This window comes from Yaniella soli (assembly GCF_054782375.1).
Genome location: NZ_BAAGSP010000006.1, coordinates 13,762 through 28,816, shown reverse-complemented (window position 1 = coordinate 28,816; position 15,055 = coordinate 13,762). Strand labels below are relative to the sequence as shown.

Sequence of the window (15,055 nt, the reverse complement as noted above, 5' to 3'; positions counted from 1 at the left end):
TGAGGATAATCGTGTTTTATGTGCAGTAAAATTTCGGTATGGTGAACACTTCCGGAACCCAACCCACCCTGCGGCAGCTTGAGTTATTTATCGCTGCGGCTGAGAATGGCTCGTTTGCCGCTGCAGCGGATGCAGTATTCGTCACCCCGAATGCGGTTTCATCAGCCGTCACGGCGTTGGAATCGATTTTTGACACCCAGCTATTTATCCGTCGTCGCGCGAAAGGGCTCACGACAACAGCCGCGGGGCAGGACTTAGTGATTCGTGCCAGTGAATTATTGGATCACGCAAAAGAACTGCCGCTCCACATTGGCAATGTGGGCAGTGTGCCACGGGGGCAGGTCAAAGTTGGATGCTACTCCACGCTGGCAGCAACAGTCGTTCCGGAACTATGGGCCCAGACTGCTCATCACCTACCGGCGGTGCAACTAGACATCGAAGAAGGTCCCGTTGAAATACTGGCTGAGAAGCTACTGAATGGCCACCTCGATATGATGATCTCGTATCGAGTCGGCCTCCCCACAGGCATCTTGAGCGAGGAATTATTTCAGACCTCACCGCACGTAGCATTGCCGGAGGAACACCCGATGGCTGCGCTACCCGCCGTCAAACTTGAATCCCTAGAGCAAGATCCCTTGATTCTGCTGGATTTACCTCCGGCCGGGGACAACACGCTTCGGTTGTTACACGAACGCGGCCTCCGTCCGTGGGTCATTCATCGATCCACAAGTTATGAGACCGTCCGTTCGATGGTTGCACGCGGCTTCGGCTACTCACTGTTTTTTCAGCAGACGATGACCGACATGTCATACGAAGGGCTACGACTCGTACACCGAGAGATTGAGCCACCCCTCAACGCCGAACCGGTCGTGTTGTCCCACCACATGGATGCGAAACCAACACGTCGAGCAAGTGCCGTTGCCAAGCTAATCACCAACATGACCGACACCTCGAAACACAAGCCAAATCGCGAGCACTAGAGCGGTTGAAATATCTCTGAGGTATTCAATAAGTCATCAACGAAATCAACCATCACTCGCACGCGTTCGGTTTCTGTTGCTGACATCGCCTGCACCACTCCGAGAGTCGACGGTCGAATGCTATCCGTGAGTCGTAAGGCGACAACCGACGTACCGTCATAGGTCGAGGTCGTCGCAGCGCGCTGGAACAACACCGTCACTCCGAGATCGTTCCCCACGAGGCAACGCGCGACTTCAAAACTCGAGGTGTTATGAATTATCGTCGGCGATATTCCTACCTGCTCATAGATATGCCGGGTGTTCTGCAACGTTGGCTGAATATTTAAGCCAATAACAGGATCGTCAGCGACTTGCTTCAGGCTGACTTCACGTAGAGCTGCGACGCGATGTTCAGCCGGAACGAGCAAGTAAGGCCTGAACTCAAACAGCGGAGTAAAAAACAGATTTTCAGAAACCTGGAACCCATACTGAACCGCAAGGTCAAGTTGACCTGAGATCAACTGATCGTGCAGCATTTGGGCGCTCCCCTCAACAACACGCACATCTATCCCGGGATACTTTGCAGCGAAATCTTTCAGTATCGGTGGGCTAAAGAATGGCGCAAGAGTCGTAAATACTCCCACGCGCAATACCCCGGACACTTCACGACGTGAGTCTGACGCTTCATCCATGAGTTGGACAGCATCTGACAGGAGATGTTTCGACTTCTCGAGAATCCGGTGCCCGTCGCTGGTCAAGATGATGCCGCGGCCCTTTCGTCGGATCAGAAGACTCAGACCTAAACGCTTTTCAAACTCCTCCAACGCCAATGACAGCGCTGTCGGCGTCACCCCCATCAAGTCAGCCGCAGACGAGAGGCTTCCAGACGATGCTGCCGCCTGAAAATATTGCAACTGCCGCAGGGTGAATGGAATCTCCATGATGCTCCAAAGTTTTTCTTTGTTGTCATTTTAGGTAAGCATAGTTTTCTTTTGTGTGACGCGCGACCATTATGGATGTATCACTCATCACATTTTGGTGGTTGAGAGTGTAGAAACTTTCTGGAACCCCGTTCCAACAACCAACCCAATCAGGACTCATCACTATGACTACGACGAAACCCAGCAAGCGGCTCCGAGGCTCATTCAAAGGCATTGCAGTCGCCGCTGTTACCGCACTTTCCCTATCCGCGTGCGCCCAAACGGAAGCGCAAGACGGTGCCGAAGAATTCAACTTTGTGCTTGCGAACGGAGCCCAGGTTGGCACACCCCATGAGGCGGTACAGGATCGCTACCTGGAGATGATCGAAGAACGCACTGACGGTCGCGTCACATTCGACCGCACCGACTTCGAAGTACTCTGCTCGCTTGATGAAATTGCCGAGTGCGTTAGTGATGGGCGGGCCGATATCGGCACCACAATTACCGACTACACCCCGCATATGCTGCCATCTATGTCTGTGACCTCGATCATCGGTATGAACACTGACATGCAAGCCGCGATTAGCGCCATGTACGACGTGCACAATGAATACGAACCAGCCAAACAGGACCTCGAAGACAACAACCTGCATCTGGCGAGCGCCTGGCCGGTTGGCACACTGTTCCTCGGCTCCCAAGAACCCGTAGACAACCTCGACGACGTTGACGGCCTCCAAGCTCGTGCAGCCGGACCGGTCACCCAGCAGGTTCTTCAAGATGCAGGAATGAATATTTCTGCCATCACAGCGGCCGAAACGTATGAAGCACTCCAGCGCGGAGTCATCGATTCAGTTGCTTCGGCCCTGGACTTTGCCGTGCAATACGCGGTCGCTGAACAGGCGCCGTACTGGACTGACCCCGGGCTCGGTCAATATACCTCATACGGAATGTGGTGGAACAAAGATGCCTATGAGTCTCTTCCAGAGGATCTTCAAGCGACCGTTGATGAAGTCACCGATGAGCTCAACTATGGCGAAGCAATGAACGCGTACAACGAGCGCATTGACGAAGTTTGCCAGAGCATGATCGACTCCCCGGATGTAGAGAATTTTGATCGCTGGGATGATGCCGAAGCCGAGCGTTGGAATAATGACATCGGCGATCGCGCGGAAGAACTCTGGGTTGACGTTGTCAGTGAGTACAACTTTGAAAATCCCGACGAGTACCTTGCCGCCTACAAGGAGCACTACAACGCACATGAGTCCAATGACAACGTCGCCGACGGCGCTGCAGAATGTGTAGATCGCTGGCAGGAGCAAAACGGCTAACGAGCTTCAGACGTCAAAATCCTTAGAAATGGGGCGGTGTGTGACCAATTCACACACCGCCCCATAGTGTTGGCCAGTACGTTTAGCCTTCCTCTCGCCTTTGTATTTACCGCGATTGGCGGAGCGACACGGCAGAACCAGCAGTGGTGATTTACGTTCAATGGTTCAAACCGTATCCTTAGAGAGGATCATGCTCGAGGAGGTATTGTGGCCCAATTGGTGTATTCGACCCGGTTAGCGCAGCTCTGTGCAGCTACCGGCGTGGAAACCGTGTTTATTCCAGAACAACTCTGGGATTCGCCATTGACCGAGGCGTTTGACGATGCTGAAGGCAATATAGCTACCGCTGACGGTATCGCAGAGATTGCCTTTAATATCGTCGCAACTGGGACCGCCGACGGCGCCGTCATGGCTGCTGCGGGCTACCGCCATGCCGGTGGGCCACCGGCCGCCGTTGTTTTGGATGCCTCCTCCGACTTTCTCGGCAGCTTGAATAAGATCGGCCAGGCCGTACGCGATAAGCTCTCGATGGTGATCATCCTGGTCGAACCAGAGGATTCATTCAACGGAGTGCGAGCCAACTGGGCAGGACTCATCACCGGCGTTGGTGCTGTGGCAGTACCTGCTGGCGAAGCCGAGAATATTTCCCAGGCGATGGTCGATGTCATCGATGGGTTGAATAAACAACTGCCTGCCGTGTTGCAAGTGGATCCGGAGAATCTCAGTGCCGAGATCACCGATGAAGCCGAACCACAATTTGAAGCTCCTCGAACCGGTGCCGTCCCACAGACTTCTCAGGTCGTGCGCGCCGCAAAAACGCTCGCGCAAGCGCGTTGGCCGCTGATTATCGCTGGTCGTGGAGCACGACATGCGAAATCAGCAATCGTCTCGCTTGCTGATGCCACTGGAGCCCTCTTGGCCACCACCACGGGGGCACACGGCCTGTTGGAAGACCAAGCATTCAACATCGGGACGTTGGGCAAAATCTCGACGCCAACCACCGCTGAGTTGGCACGCGGCGCCGACGTTATCGTCGTGTTTGGTGCAGCGCTTGATGACTGGACGACGCGAGACGGCAAACTCATCAACCCCAGTGCGGCCATCATCCAGGTCGACACCTCACCCTGGGCGGTGGGACGCTTTAGTCCGGTCTCGCAGTCGATGATCGCTGATGCACAAGCAGTGGCCACCGCACTTGAAGTCGAAACAAGCAAGCTGATTGCGGAACCCAAAACCGGGTACCGCACCGAGCACACGCTCGAGCAACTAAAAACGAAATACTGGAACTCGCGCCCAATTCCAGAACATCAACTCCGCGAAGATACCGTCGATCCACGCGCGTTCCTGGAGCGACTCGAAGAAGTACTGCCCACCGAGCGCACCGTCGTCGTCGACCAATCAGCCCAGGCAGGATACGCCACCAGCTACCTGCGGGTGCGGGATCATAAGGGCTACATGTTCTTCCCTTCCGGTGCAGTCGAGGCCGGCATGGGCGCTTCCATCGCGAGGGATGATCGCACGATTGTGGTGGTCACGCACCAGTCTGGGCTTATGGATTCACTGTCTGACTTCCGTGCTGCCGTCGATTATTTGCAACGTGGCGCACTTGTGGTGTTCCAGCAGGAAGCACCCGTCGCAGAGCTAGCACGCTATTACGGCCTGCCGGTACATGAGATTACGAGTCTTGAGCAGCTGAACGAAGAAATGTTCGAATCCGGTGTTGTGGTACTGGCCGTCCAACAGCACTAGGGTTTAGAGAACATGAGCTCAGTCCCACTGTCCATTCTCGACCGGGCCAATACTCGGGTCATCAACGGCCAAACCGTTGAGGCCCGAGCTATCTTTGCCGAGGTCACATCGCGGGCACAGCAGGCCGAGAAGTTGGGCTATCAACGTTTCTGGGTGGCCGAACATCACTCAGTACCCGGCATCGCCGGTTCCTCGCCGACCTTATTGATACCTCACCTCGCGGCGGCAACGTCGCACATTCGGCTTGGCACCGGCGGCATTATGGTTCCCAGCCACCAGCCGTTTGTTATCGCCGAACACATTGGCACACTGACGGCACTGACAGATAACCGCTTTGATGCCGGACTTGGTGCATCCGTTGGGTTCACAAAACCCGTGCGCGCTGCCCTGCAGCACGCAGCAGACGCAAAAGAGCATTTCGCCGACAACGTTGACGACATCATCGGATATCTCAATGGCACCGGCGAAGTCACCGCCTACCCACAGGATCGTTCACAGACACCCCTGCATATCCTCACCGGAGGCGGATCCGCACAACTTGCCGCGACACGTGGTGCAGGGCTGGTGCTCGGTGGCCCAGCGGTCACCCGCGGCTTGAACACCACGAACGAAACGAATCAAGCCGTTGCAGAATACCGACAACGCTTTACGAGGTCACCTCTGCGTGAGCATCAGCCCCATGTCATCGCGTCGGTAAATATTGCCATCGCGGCATCACGACAAGCTGCCGAACAACTCGTATTATCCGAAGCATGGGCGCTCACCCGGTCACGCAGCATCGGTGTATTCCAACCACTCGAAGACCCGGACACGATCATGGCTGCCGAACCGTCGGAACAACAGCAACGGCGAATCAGCAAAGCGTTGGCCTCCAGCATTTATGGCACGCAAGAGGAAGTGCTCGAACAAATCGAGCGGGTTCTGGCCTACACCCAGGCCGATGAAATCATGGTTACCGGCAACATCTGGGATCCAGCCGCGCAGCAAGAGTCAGACCGCCTCCTCATGGAAGCGTGGAACGCGCGCTAATGTGGCACCAACAGAGAGCACCACGTTTGATGAACCGGCCTGCATACTTCAGGTCGTACACGCGCAGTAGGCGCCCCTATCTCAGGTTCGTGAGCAATGCTCAAATTTGATGAAGGATTCTACCGATGAGCAGCAACCACTACTGGCCGAACATTGCTGATCGTTCCAGCTGGAAGAAGAGGTACGCCCGAGCCAGCCGTGGGCTGACCTCTGATAGTGTGTGTCCGATTAACGAGGGGAGGAAGGGTTTATTTTGGCTCCAACCGGACACTCCCGTCAAGCCGGATAACCTCCCCGTTAAGCATTGGGTTATCAATGATCTGACGCACCATGGTGGCATAGTCATCAGGGCGACCAAGACGGGCCGGGTGTGGAGTCTTAGTAGCTAATGCTGCACGTGCTTCATCCGGCAATCCGGCCATCATCGGCGTTTCGAAGAGCCCCGGTGCAATAGTAACAACGCGGATCTGAGATGACGCTAATTCACGTGCTGCTGGCAGCGTAAGTGAGGCAACTGCACCTTTGGAAGCGGCATAAGCAATCTGCCCAATTTGGCCATCATAAGCTGCCACGGACGCGGTGTTAATCAAGACACCACGGTCTTCTGGATCGAGCTCATTATCTTTCATGGCTTGCGCAGCATGTGACATGAAGTTTACTGTCCCACCCAAGTTAATCTCAGTGACTTTCATGAAACGATTATATTCAAGCGGACCGTTACGGCCGACGAGCTTGCCAGGTGTAGCCACGCCAGCACAGTTGACCGCTACTCTTAGGGGCCCCTCTGTTATTGCTAGTTGTACCGCTCTTCCAGCAATTTCCGGGTTAGTCACATCGCCCGGGCAAAATTGTGCTCGGTTACCAAGCTCGGCGATGACATCAGCACGAGTACTGGAGTCTTCACCATCCGGCAAGTCTACAACGACGACGTGAGCACCTGCTGCCACCAACATCTTTGTCGTTGCTAGACCGAGTCCAGATGCCCCGCCGGTAACGATGGCACTGAAACTAGATACGTTGTTGAACATTGGTTCCCCTTCTTAACTACGTGGCTAGTCGCTTATGACTCCACGTTTGTGTCTGGTTCTCAGACTGGCCCGCCTGATAAAAATAAGCGCTGACCAGGTTGACCTCAAGAATTCTTGTTTGGAATTATTCAGGAGCTCGAAGTATCAAAGCCTGCCCCTGACCACCAGCACCACAAAGTGACAGCGCACCGATCGTTTTTCCACGTTCGTGTATTTCATTGGCTAAGTGAAGCGCAAGCCGGGCGCCAGAAGTTCCTATGGGGTGGCCTAAAGCTATGGCTCCACCGCTTACATTAACTCTCATGTCGGATAAGCCAAGACGTTGTTGTGACGCAATCACGACTGCAGCAAACGCTTCGTTAATTTCCACCAGATCGAGTTCTTCGGGCGAGAGGCCCTCACGCTCGCAAGCCTTCATAAGCGCGTTTGCGGGTTGTTCATGCAGACCCGAATCAGGGCCAGCCACTACAGAACCGGCACCAAGTTCAACGAGCCACGGTAGCCCCAGGTCTTTCGCCACACTACGTCGGGCTACCACGACGGCAGCAGCACCGTCTGAGATCGGAGATGAATTACCCGCGGTAAGCGTGCCGTCTTTAGCAAAAACCGGTGGTAGCCGAGCGAGACTTTCCTCCGTCGTATCGGGGCGAATACCTTCATCGATGGCAACCTCTTGAGCAGCAGCGCCACTCCCTACCGTGACGGGGACAATCTCTTTTGCTAACGTGCCCCTTTCAGCTGCGACGGCTGCACGCTGGTGTGATCGAGCAGCCAGCGCGTCTTGCTGACTACGCCCTATTCTATAGTTGACGTTATCTGCTTCAGTAAGCGAACCCATTGATTGTCCAGTGAACGCGTCCTGCAATCCGTCAAATTCTAGATGGTCAATTAATCCAGCACTGCCATAACGGACGCCTCTCCTGCTATCGGTCAGAAGATGGGGAGCGTTACTCATTGATTCTTGTCCACCCGCGACTACTACGTCAGCATGACCGGAGAAAATTGCCTGTTGGGCTTGCATTATCGCGTCGACCCCAGACAGACACATCCGGTTTATGTTCAATGCGGGTACGTTCATGGGCACTCCAGCAGCAGCGGCAGCAGACCGTGCGGTAAGTTGGCCACCACCTGCGGGGAGCACCTGTCCCATAATCACTTGGTCAATCAAATCGGCCCTGACACCGGAATTGGCTAGGGCTCCTGCAATGGCTACGGCTCCAAGCTCCTGGGCGGTTTGACTTGATAACTTTCCGCCAAAGCGGCCAAAGGGGGTCCTAGCTCCGCCAAGCAAGACTACGCTATCATCTTTTATTGACATCAGAAGACCTTTCCATCAAATGCGTCATTGAACGTATATCCATTAAGTAACTCACGCGCTGCTACCGCATACTGAATGGTCGGAGTGCCTTCCTCGATCCAATTTAGGCGGGCGTCACGGTACAGTCGTTCAATTGGAAGGGCCCGCGTATATCCGATACCTCCATGCACGAGCAGTGCACGGTCCGTTACCCGACCAACAGCTTCAAGCCCAAATAGTTTGATCATGCTCGCCTCAGCAGGAATACGCTGTCCGTCATCCCATTTTCGAGCGGCGTCGGCAAGCAGAGTACGCAATGCATAGACGTCTGTAGACATTTCAGACAAGTATCGCTGCACAGCCTGCCGCGCCCCGATTGGTTTACCGAAAGTTACACGCTCCCGTGCGTGCTTCAACGAGAGCTCTAGGGCACGCTCGGAAGTCCCTAAAGAACTTGCAGCAATAAACACCCGACTGATTTCAAGGGCTTGTTCCAGATGGGCGCCACCTTCTCCTTCGGAGCCAATCAGAGAGGAAGCCGGTACATGCACATCATCGAATGAGATCTGCCCATGCTCGCCACCTTTGCACCCCATCGTTTCCGGCATCGGCTCAATCGAAAGGCCTTTTGCGTCTCGTGGGACCAAGAAGGCAGAGACTTCAGCGTCAGCAGTTTTTGCAAAAACTATGAAGTGGGATGCGAAGTCTGAGTTAGTAATCAACCATTTATCACCGTTAATTCTGTATCCATCACCAGCCCGAACAGCTGTCGAGCCAAGATCGGCGCCCGTCCCGTGCTCGGGTTCCGTCAGTGCAAAGGCTACAGATTTTTCACCGGTGGCAGCCCCGGGCAATAAATCCTCTCGCTGTTTTTCATTGCCAATTTCCGAGAGTGCATGAGCAAAGGAGTTGTGAACGTGCACGATGACCCGGATGCCGCCCTGAATCTTCGCAAATTCCGACAGAATCGGCAGATATTGACGCATAGAGAGGCCCTGTCCTCCATATTTACGAGGGATCAATAGGCCGAAAGCACCGATACGGCTCAGAATAGGAAGAACAGTCTCGTTTGGAATACGTTCCTGTTCTTCAATTTGCTGCTCCAGAGGATCCAGCTCGTTCCAGATTGCTTCGCTAATTTGGTTACGCATTACCTGGTATTCCTCATCTGGAAGACCGGTATTTTGATTAGCTGTCATGTTTTACTCCTATTACTTGTTGACAAATAGTTCCCACAAGCGTTCCTGCTTAGAACCCACTCAGAGTGCAACGGCGTAGATATAGCCTTGGTCGCTTGATGTGCAACCCAAACACAAGTCTTGCCACGTGGGTTTTCACATTAAATTATTATACCGTTCATTACATTTTTGTCGACGGTATTTTGCCTAATTTTTTATGACCGCATGAACTTGCGGATTGAGCCCTGCCTTGATGCACAATTATTTGTACTGGTGGATACAATTATCTTGACGGGCAAGCAGAAATGAGGCAAAGTGATACGCATCACTTCAACCAACATCACGTAGGTGTTTGATTCGCAAATCAGTCACCCGATAGTGATTCCTACCCATGAATGGAGAACATGACGTGACAACTCCAAGCGAGATGACAACGCAACAGCAACAGGAGAATCCCCCTAGCACAGATCCTCGAAGAGTGGCGATTGCCAGCTTCTCGGGAACCGCCATCGAGTGGTATGACTTCTTTATTTTCGGGACAGCTGCTGCACTGGTGTTCAACACCGCCTTTTTCCCGGACTTAGATCCCGTGGCAGGTACGCTTGCGTCATTCGCAACTTTCGGAGTGGCTTTTTTCGCCCGTCCAGTTGGGGCGATCGTCTTCGGGCACTTTGGGGATCGTATCGGGCGAAAGACGATGCTCGTTCTTTCGCTACTTATCATGGGGATCGCGACGGTCAGTATCGGCTTCATTCCGACTTACGACGACATTGGGATCATGGCACCGATTCTTCTGGTGATAGCTCGCGTACTTCAGGGCTTTGCAGTCGGCGGTGAATGGGGTGGTGCAGTCCTGATGGCTGTTGAGCACGCGCCACCACGCAAACGTGCTTTCTACGGCAGCTTTCCGCAGGCTGGAGTACCCGCGGGGCTGGTATTATCAACCGGCGCCTTCCTACTTGTTGAATTGATGCCGGAGGCGGAAATGATGGCGTGGGGATGGCGCATCCCCTTCTGGGCCAGTGGCCTGTTAGTGATCGTCGGCCTGTACATTCGCATGAAGATCGTCGAATCTCCAGAGTTTCAGCAAGTCAAGGATGAAGACCGGGTAACCAAGTTCCCCATCGTAGAAGTCTTCAAGACGCAGACGCCAGCTTTCTTCGTAGGGCTATTTACTCAAGCTGTTTCACTTGTCCCGTTCTACCTCGTTACCGTTTTCATGCTTTCTTACGGGCCGGACGAGATGGGAATATCCCGTCAAGTCCTACTACTCACACTGCTACTGGCGTGTGTACTAGACCTCTTCACTGTACCCCTTGCTTCGATCTGGGCAGATAGGATTGGTCCACGCAAAATGCTTATCTTCGGATCTATCTACATGGCGATAATCGCATATCCTGTGCTGCTCCTGTTCGCCACAGCTAACACTGTGCTAGTCATGCTCGGCATGATCCTTGTCATCACCATAGGTCACGCCGTGACTTACTCGGCAGTAGCCGGATACGTAAGCGCGCTCTTCCCAGCTGCTGTACGCTATACGGGAGCCGCTTTCGCTTATCAAATGGGCGGTATGGTGTTCAGCTCTACAGCTCCATTCCTCGCTACCGCCATTGCCGCAGCCACCCAAGGAGAATGGGCACTTGCGCTCTATATCATCCTCGCCTGCGCAATTACGGTAATTGCACTCACGGTTCCTAAGGCAGCCAAAGTTAGACATCACTGAATACCCAACAATCAACAACCTCGCAATAACGACTTGGCGATAAAGGTTTACCCAACGGTCTCGCGCAATAATGGCTGTTCTTGGTAAGCAGAGGGGAGCCGTCTTCCTGGTACTAACCCACCCGGTACCCCACATCACACGGCGAGAGTCACATTCAGTGGCCAAACGGGGGCCACGCCCTTCCAAACCGTTAAAATATAAGGCAAGCAACGTCTTTCAAGCACATTCATTCAGCGTGCCGCAAAGCGCTAAAAACAAACTGTCCAGCACCGAGCACGGCTGCTCCAATTATTCAACAAAATACTATAGGAGAAGTGATTGAGCACAAGCACAACCGCTAGTTCCACGAGGGGTCATACGCCTAAAGGCATGGAGACGAAACAGCGCATCCTGCGCACGGCGGCCGAACTCTTTTCTCAGAACGGCTATCACGCAACTGGCCTAAGTGAATTAGGTGATGCCGTCAACTTGGGTCGCGGCGCACTCTATTATCACATCGGTAGCAAGGAGCAGCTCCTTTACGATTTAAGTGTTCGGCACGTACAGGAAATGGTGGATTACGGCGAGTCACTAGTGAATACTCCGCTGCCCGTGGAAGAGCGCTTTCGGCGACTGAGTCGAAAGCTCATGCGGGTGATTGCGGACAATCGACAAGAGTGGACAGTCTACTTTCGAGAAGCGCATGCCCTGAGCGGAAGACGCAGCGAGAAAGTGAGAGATCTCCGGTCTCGATTTGCCAGCGTCTGGCGCACGCTATTAAACGAAGGACAGTCCACAGGAGACTTCTATCAAGTCGACTCTCTCACAGTGCAGGCAGTACTCGGGATGCACAACTACAGCTACCTTTGGATCAACCCGGACGGCCACAAATCCCCCGAGGAAATCGCTGATCATTTCTGCGACATTCTGCTGCATGGAATAACTCCAAACTCTTAAATTGCACATATACGTGCCTCAATTCACATGGCACGGTCATACCGATAATGTACTGTCCAGTCTAATTCTATTTCCCCAAATTATAAGCGCACGCAAAAGAGAGGTGGTTCGCCATGGAACAACGCAAGATTGACGAGGCTTGGGACCAGGTAGCCGAGCACCTGGTCCAGGACCCGGATGAAGATTTTAATACGTATGTAGATGTCTGCGGCAAGTGGGCAAACGACCGCAGCAAGTTAGCCATGATCCTCCGGAACGCTGACGGCACCAAAGAATTTTGGACTTACCATCAACTCTCGATGGAAGTAGCCAAAGCTTCAACGATGTTTAAAGAGGCTGGTCTCAAACGCGGCGATCGAGTTGCAGGAATGCTATCCCGTCAAATCGAAACGTGGATTACGGCGTTAGCTGCCTGGAAAACGGGTCTTGTGTACGTTCCACTGTTTGTTGGTTTTGGTTCCGACGCCATATCAGAGCGTTTGGAAGATTCGGGTTCCAAGGCCATCGTCGTTGGTCATCAATGGCGCGACACCCTCGGCGATGCCAAACAACAATTGTCCAATGGGATCAGCATATTCACTGTAGCCGGTCCCCGCGGGATCGGGCTTCGCCAAGGTGATGTCAGTTACTGGGCCGAACTGGAACGGTGCAATCCGGACTTTTCTATTGCCAATACAAATCGCGACACTCCGGCTACACTCATGTACACAAGCGGAACTACGAGTACCCCCAAAGCTTGTATCATTCCCCACTCAGGGTTCGTTGCGTTAATGCCGTATACCCTCAGTGTCTTTGGCGTGGACAAGACTGACATACTCTTTGCTACTAGCGACCCTGGCTGGTCATACGGTCTCTATACAACCGGGGTCACACCCATGGCTTTAGGTGTGACACGTATTATTTACACTGGCGATTTTGACCCGAAAGCATGGGTGCAACTGATGAAGGAAGAACAAGCCACCTTCATTTCAAGTGCCCCCAGCGCTTACCGTCGTCTCTTAGCCACTGCCACACGTTCAGGATTACCGCAAAGTCTTCGCGGCGCCAACAGCGCCGGGGAGCCGCTTGACGAAGAAACAGCAAATCGCTGGCGAGAACTCACAGGTTCGCCTCTACGCGATGGATACGGCTTAACCGAGCTCGGCATGGTCCTTGGCGACCTAGTCAAAACGGACGACGATGAGCCAGGTGCCTTGTCTGCACCAATCCCAGGTTTCCATGTGAAATTGGTGAACACCGAAGGCCATGAAGTTAAAAATGGCCCTGGTCAACTTGCAATACAGAAGCCGCGCTTCCAATTGTCCATTGGCTACGACAATGTCCCAGAGACTTGGGACTCTCGTTGGGAAGAGGGGTATTACATCACAGATGATTTATTGGAGCGCACTGAGAACGGAGGATGGCGCTTTCTGGGGCGTGCCGACGATATCATCGTCACATCAGGCTATAACGTGGGTCCTGCCGAGGTTGAGGCAGTGCTACTCGAAGATCCAGGGGTCGATGAGGCTGCGGTGGTCGCAGAACCAGATCCCAGCCGCGGTCAAATCGTCCGCGCGGTTCTCGTGAAAGCATCTGATGCGACACCTGAAAGTGACCTGATCAAACGCCTTCAGAATGCGGTGCGCGACAGAATCGGCAGGCACGCGTATCCACGTATCGTCGAATTCCTGGACGAGTTGCCCCGCACCGCCACAGGTAAGCTCCGCCGTGCGTCGCTTAAGTCTATAGAGGCTTCAAAGACAGCAACGTAAGAAGATCAATTTAACAACGGGCTCAACAAAGAGGAAGTCTATGCGCGCATTAACCGTTCGAGAATTCGGTAAGCCTGAGTCTATAGAATTGTTAGAGTTACCTAACCCCACTCCAAAGTCCGACGAAGTCCTCATTGACGTTCAGGCTTCAAGTATCAATTACCCTGATCTCATGGTGATCGACGGAACGTACCAGGCGCTGCCAAAATTGCCGTTTACCCCGGGGATTGAAGTTGCTGGCCGGGTGGCAGCAGTTGGAAACAGGTCATCGAAGTTCAGGATCGATGATCGAGTACTAGCCTTGGTGCCTCACGGCGGCCACGCCGAAAAAGTTATAGCCACCGAACACCAAATTTATGCACTACCCGATGAAGTGACTTACATCGATGCAGCAGCTTTCAGCGTGGTCTACGCTACTGCTTGGATCGGCTTGATGCATCGAGCCGGCCTCCGCGCGTCAGATACCGTACTAATCACCGGTGCCGGAGGTGGCGTAGGTTCTGCAGGTGTTGACTTGGCAAACGCGTACGGTGCGAACACGGTGATCGCTCTTGCTCGGGACAACGATCGCGCTGATCTTGCAAGGAGTCTCGGCGCTCACCATGTTCTAACCTCAACACCAAGTACCTTGCGTGACGATATAATGCACATTACAGACGGACAGGGTGTTGATATCACCTTAGAGTCTGTAGGTGGAGACGTGCTCAAACAAGTCATTCGTGCGACAGGTTGGGAAGGCAATATTGTCATAACAGGGTTCGCTTCCGGCAGTCAGCCTGAGATCAAACCAGGTCACATACTAGTGAAGAATATTTCAGTTCATGGCTTCCAGCTGACAGATTATCGAGATAGGAGGCCGCAGCTCTTGGGGCGCGCGTTTCACGAAATGCTTCCCATGGTTTCAAACAAAACCCTTGTCCCGCCCATAGCGAATATTCATTCCCTTGAAGACTCGATTGCCGCCTTTAATCGGTTTAGAGCCGGCGGACTTCGAGGGAAAGTCATTATTTCAATGGTTGATTAACGCTTTGTCTGTCCCCCACATGACCTGCTGCATATCACCATGCTCAGTTGGAACACACAACCAATCACGGGACGTTACTATTGATACACGACCAAAGGTGAATTTGCCTGAATATTCTCAGTACCGGAGCCCA

General features: G+C 53.4%; 12 protein-coding genes. 8 read left to right on the top strand and 4 right to left on the bottom strand.

Annotated features, from left to right (window positions below):
* Positions 1 to 38: 38 nt before the first annotated feature.
* The gene (locus ACYVJT_RS04565; protein ID WP_343956517.1) at positions 39 to 980 is read left to right on the top strand and encodes a LysR family transcriptional regulator; all 942 of its coding nucleotides are present in this window, start codon (positions 39 to 41) and stop codon (positions 978 to 980) included.
* Here the strand turns inward: ACYVJT_RS04565 and ACYVJT_RS04560 are convergent.
* Positions 977 to 1,900: a LysR substrate-binding domain-containing protein gene (locus ACYVJT_RS04560; protein ID WP_343956516.1), complete on the bottom strand. Its 924-nt coding sequence runs from the start codon at positions 1,898 to 1,900 to the stop codon at positions 977 to 979. The two genes, ACYVJT_RS04565 and ACYVJT_RS04560, sit on opposite strands and share 4 nt — an antisense overlap.
* A gap of 164 nt (positions 1,901 to 2,064) precedes the next feature.
* On the opposite strand from ACYVJT_RS04560, the gene dctP reads away from it, so the two are divergent.
* From dctP to ACYVJT_RS04545, 3 genes are all read left to right on the top strand, one after another.
* A complete protein-coding gene (gene dctP, locus ACYVJT_RS04555) occupies positions 2,065 to 3,207 on the top strand; it encodes a TRAP transporter substrate-binding protein DctP (protein WP_343956515.1) in 1,143 nt (380 codons plus the stop codon).
* A gap of 207 nt (positions 3,208 to 3,414) precedes the next feature.
* Positions 3,415 to 4,956 carry a thiamine pyrophosphate-binding protein gene (locus ACYVJT_RS04550; protein WP_343956514.1) on the top strand — a complete coding sequence of 514 codons (1,542 nt, stop codon included), beginning with the start codon at positions 3,415 to 3,417 and terminating at the stop codon, positions 4,954 to 4,956.
* Positions 4,957 to 4,968: 12 nt separating this feature from the next.
* The gene (locus ACYVJT_RS04545) at positions 4,969 to 5,985 is read left to right on the top strand and encodes an MsnO8 family LLM class oxidoreductase (RefSeq protein WP_343956513.1); all 1,017 of its coding nucleotides are present in this window, start codon (positions 4,969 to 4,971) and stop codon (positions 5,983 to 5,985) included.
* A 248-nt stretch (positions 5,986 to 6,233) separates the two neighbouring features.
* On the opposite strand, the gene ACYVJT_RS04540 is transcribed toward ACYVJT_RS04545, so the two are convergent.
* The 3 genes from ACYVJT_RS04540 to ACYVJT_RS04530 all read right to left on the bottom strand — a co-directional run bounded on the left by ACYVJT_RS04540 (position 6,234) and on the right by ACYVJT_RS04530 (position 9,509).
* Positions 6,234 to 7,013, bottom strand: coding sequence for an SDR family NAD(P)-dependent oxidoreductase (locus ACYVJT_RS04540; protein ID WP_343956512.1), 780 nt, complete (start codon positions 7,011 to 7,013; stop codon positions 6,234 to 6,236).
* Between the two features lie 124 nt (positions 7,014 to 7,137).
* Positions 7,138 to 8,331 (bottom strand): acetyl-CoA C-acyltransferase, encoded by a 1,194-nt coding sequence (locus ACYVJT_RS04535; protein ID WP_343956511.1) that lies wholly within the window; start codon positions 8,329 to 8,331, stop codon positions 7,138 to 7,140.
* Positions 8,331 to 9,509 carry an acyl-CoA dehydrogenase family protein gene (locus ACYVJT_RS04530; RefSeq protein WP_343956509.1) on the bottom strand — a complete coding sequence of 393 codons (1,179 nt, stop codon included), beginning with the start codon at positions 9,507 to 9,509 and terminating at the stop codon, positions 8,331 to 8,333. The genes ACYVJT_RS04535 and ACYVJT_RS04530 overlap by 1 nt, the downstream gene beginning before the upstream one ends.
* Positions 9,510 to 9,966: 457 nt before the next feature.
* Between ACYVJT_RS04530 and ACYVJT_RS04525 the strand changes: the two genes are divergently transcribed.
* From ACYVJT_RS04525 to ACYVJT_RS04510, 4 genes are all read left to right on the top strand, one after another.
* A complete protein-coding gene (locus ACYVJT_RS04525; protein WP_343956508.1) occupies positions 9,967 to 11,211 on the top strand; it encodes an MFS transporter in 1,245 nt (414 codons plus the stop codon).
* A 369-nt stretch (positions 11,212 to 11,580) separates the two neighbouring features.
* Positions 11,581 to 12,147 carry a TetR/AcrR family transcriptional regulator gene (locus ACYVJT_RS04520; RefSeq protein WP_343956507.1) on the top strand — a complete coding sequence of 189 codons (567 nt, stop codon included), beginning with the start codon at positions 11,581 to 11,583 and terminating at the stop codon, positions 12,145 to 12,147.
* Between the two features lie 113 nt (positions 12,148 to 12,260).
* On the top strand, positions 12,261 to 13,898 hold the full coding sequence (locus tag ACYVJT_RS04515) for an AMP-binding protein (protein WP_343956506.1): 1,638 nt from the start codon (positions 12,261 to 12,263) through the stop codon (positions 13,896 to 13,898).
* A 40-nt stretch (positions 13,899 to 13,938) separates the two neighbouring features.
* On the top strand, positions 13,939 to 14,922 hold the full coding sequence (locus ACYVJT_RS04510) for an NADPH:quinone oxidoreductase family protein (protein ID WP_343956505.1): 984 nt from the start codon (positions 13,939 to 13,941) through the stop codon (positions 14,920 to 14,922).
* Positions 14,923 to 15,055: the final 133 nt, after the last annotated feature.

What these genes read in the sequence shown, in the direction of transcription:
- dctP (WP_343956515.1), top strand. Translation starts at nt 2,065, where the DNA reads ATGACTACGACGAAACCCAGCAAGCGGCTCCGAGGCTCATTCAAAGGC.
- ACYVJT_RS04520 (WP_343956507.1), top strand. Translation starts at nt 11,581, where the DNA reads ATGGAGACGAAACAGCGCATCCTGCGCACGGCGGCCGAACTCTTTTCT.
- ACYVJT_RS04560 (WP_343956516.1), bottom strand. Translation starts at nt 1,900, where the DNA reads ATGGAGATTCCATTCACCCTGCGGCAGTTGCAATATTTTCAGGCGGCA.
- ACYVJT_RS04545 (WP_343956513.1), top strand. Translation starts at nt 4,969, where the DNA reads ATGAGCTCAGTCCCACTGTCCATTCTCGACCGGGCCAATACTCGGGTC.
- ACYVJT_RS04510 (WP_343956505.1), top strand. Translation starts at nt 13,939, where the DNA reads ATGCGCGCATTAACCGTTCGAGAATTCGGTAAGCCTGAGTCTATAGAA.
- ACYVJT_RS04540 (WP_343956512.1), bottom strand. Translation starts at nt 7,013, where the DNA reads ATGTTCAACAACGTATCTAGTTTCAGTGCCATCGTTACCGGCGGGGCA.
- ACYVJT_RS04565 (WP_343956517.1), top strand. Translation starts at nt 39, where the DNA reads ATGGTGAACACTTCCGGAACCCAACCCACCCTGCGGCAGCTTGAGTTA.
- ACYVJT_RS04535 (WP_343956511.1), bottom strand. Translation starts at nt 8,331, where the DNA reads ATGTCAATAAAAGATGATAGCGTAGTCTTGCTTGGCGGAGCTAGGACC.
- ACYVJT_RS04530 (WP_343956509.1), bottom strand. Translation starts at nt 9,509, where the DNA reads ATGACAGCTAATCAAAATACCGGTCTTCCAGATGAGGAATACCAGGTA.
- ACYVJT_RS04515 (WP_343956506.1), top strand. Translation starts at nt 12,261, where the DNA reads ATGGAACAACGCAAGATTGACGAGGCTTGGGACCAGGTAGCCGAGCAC.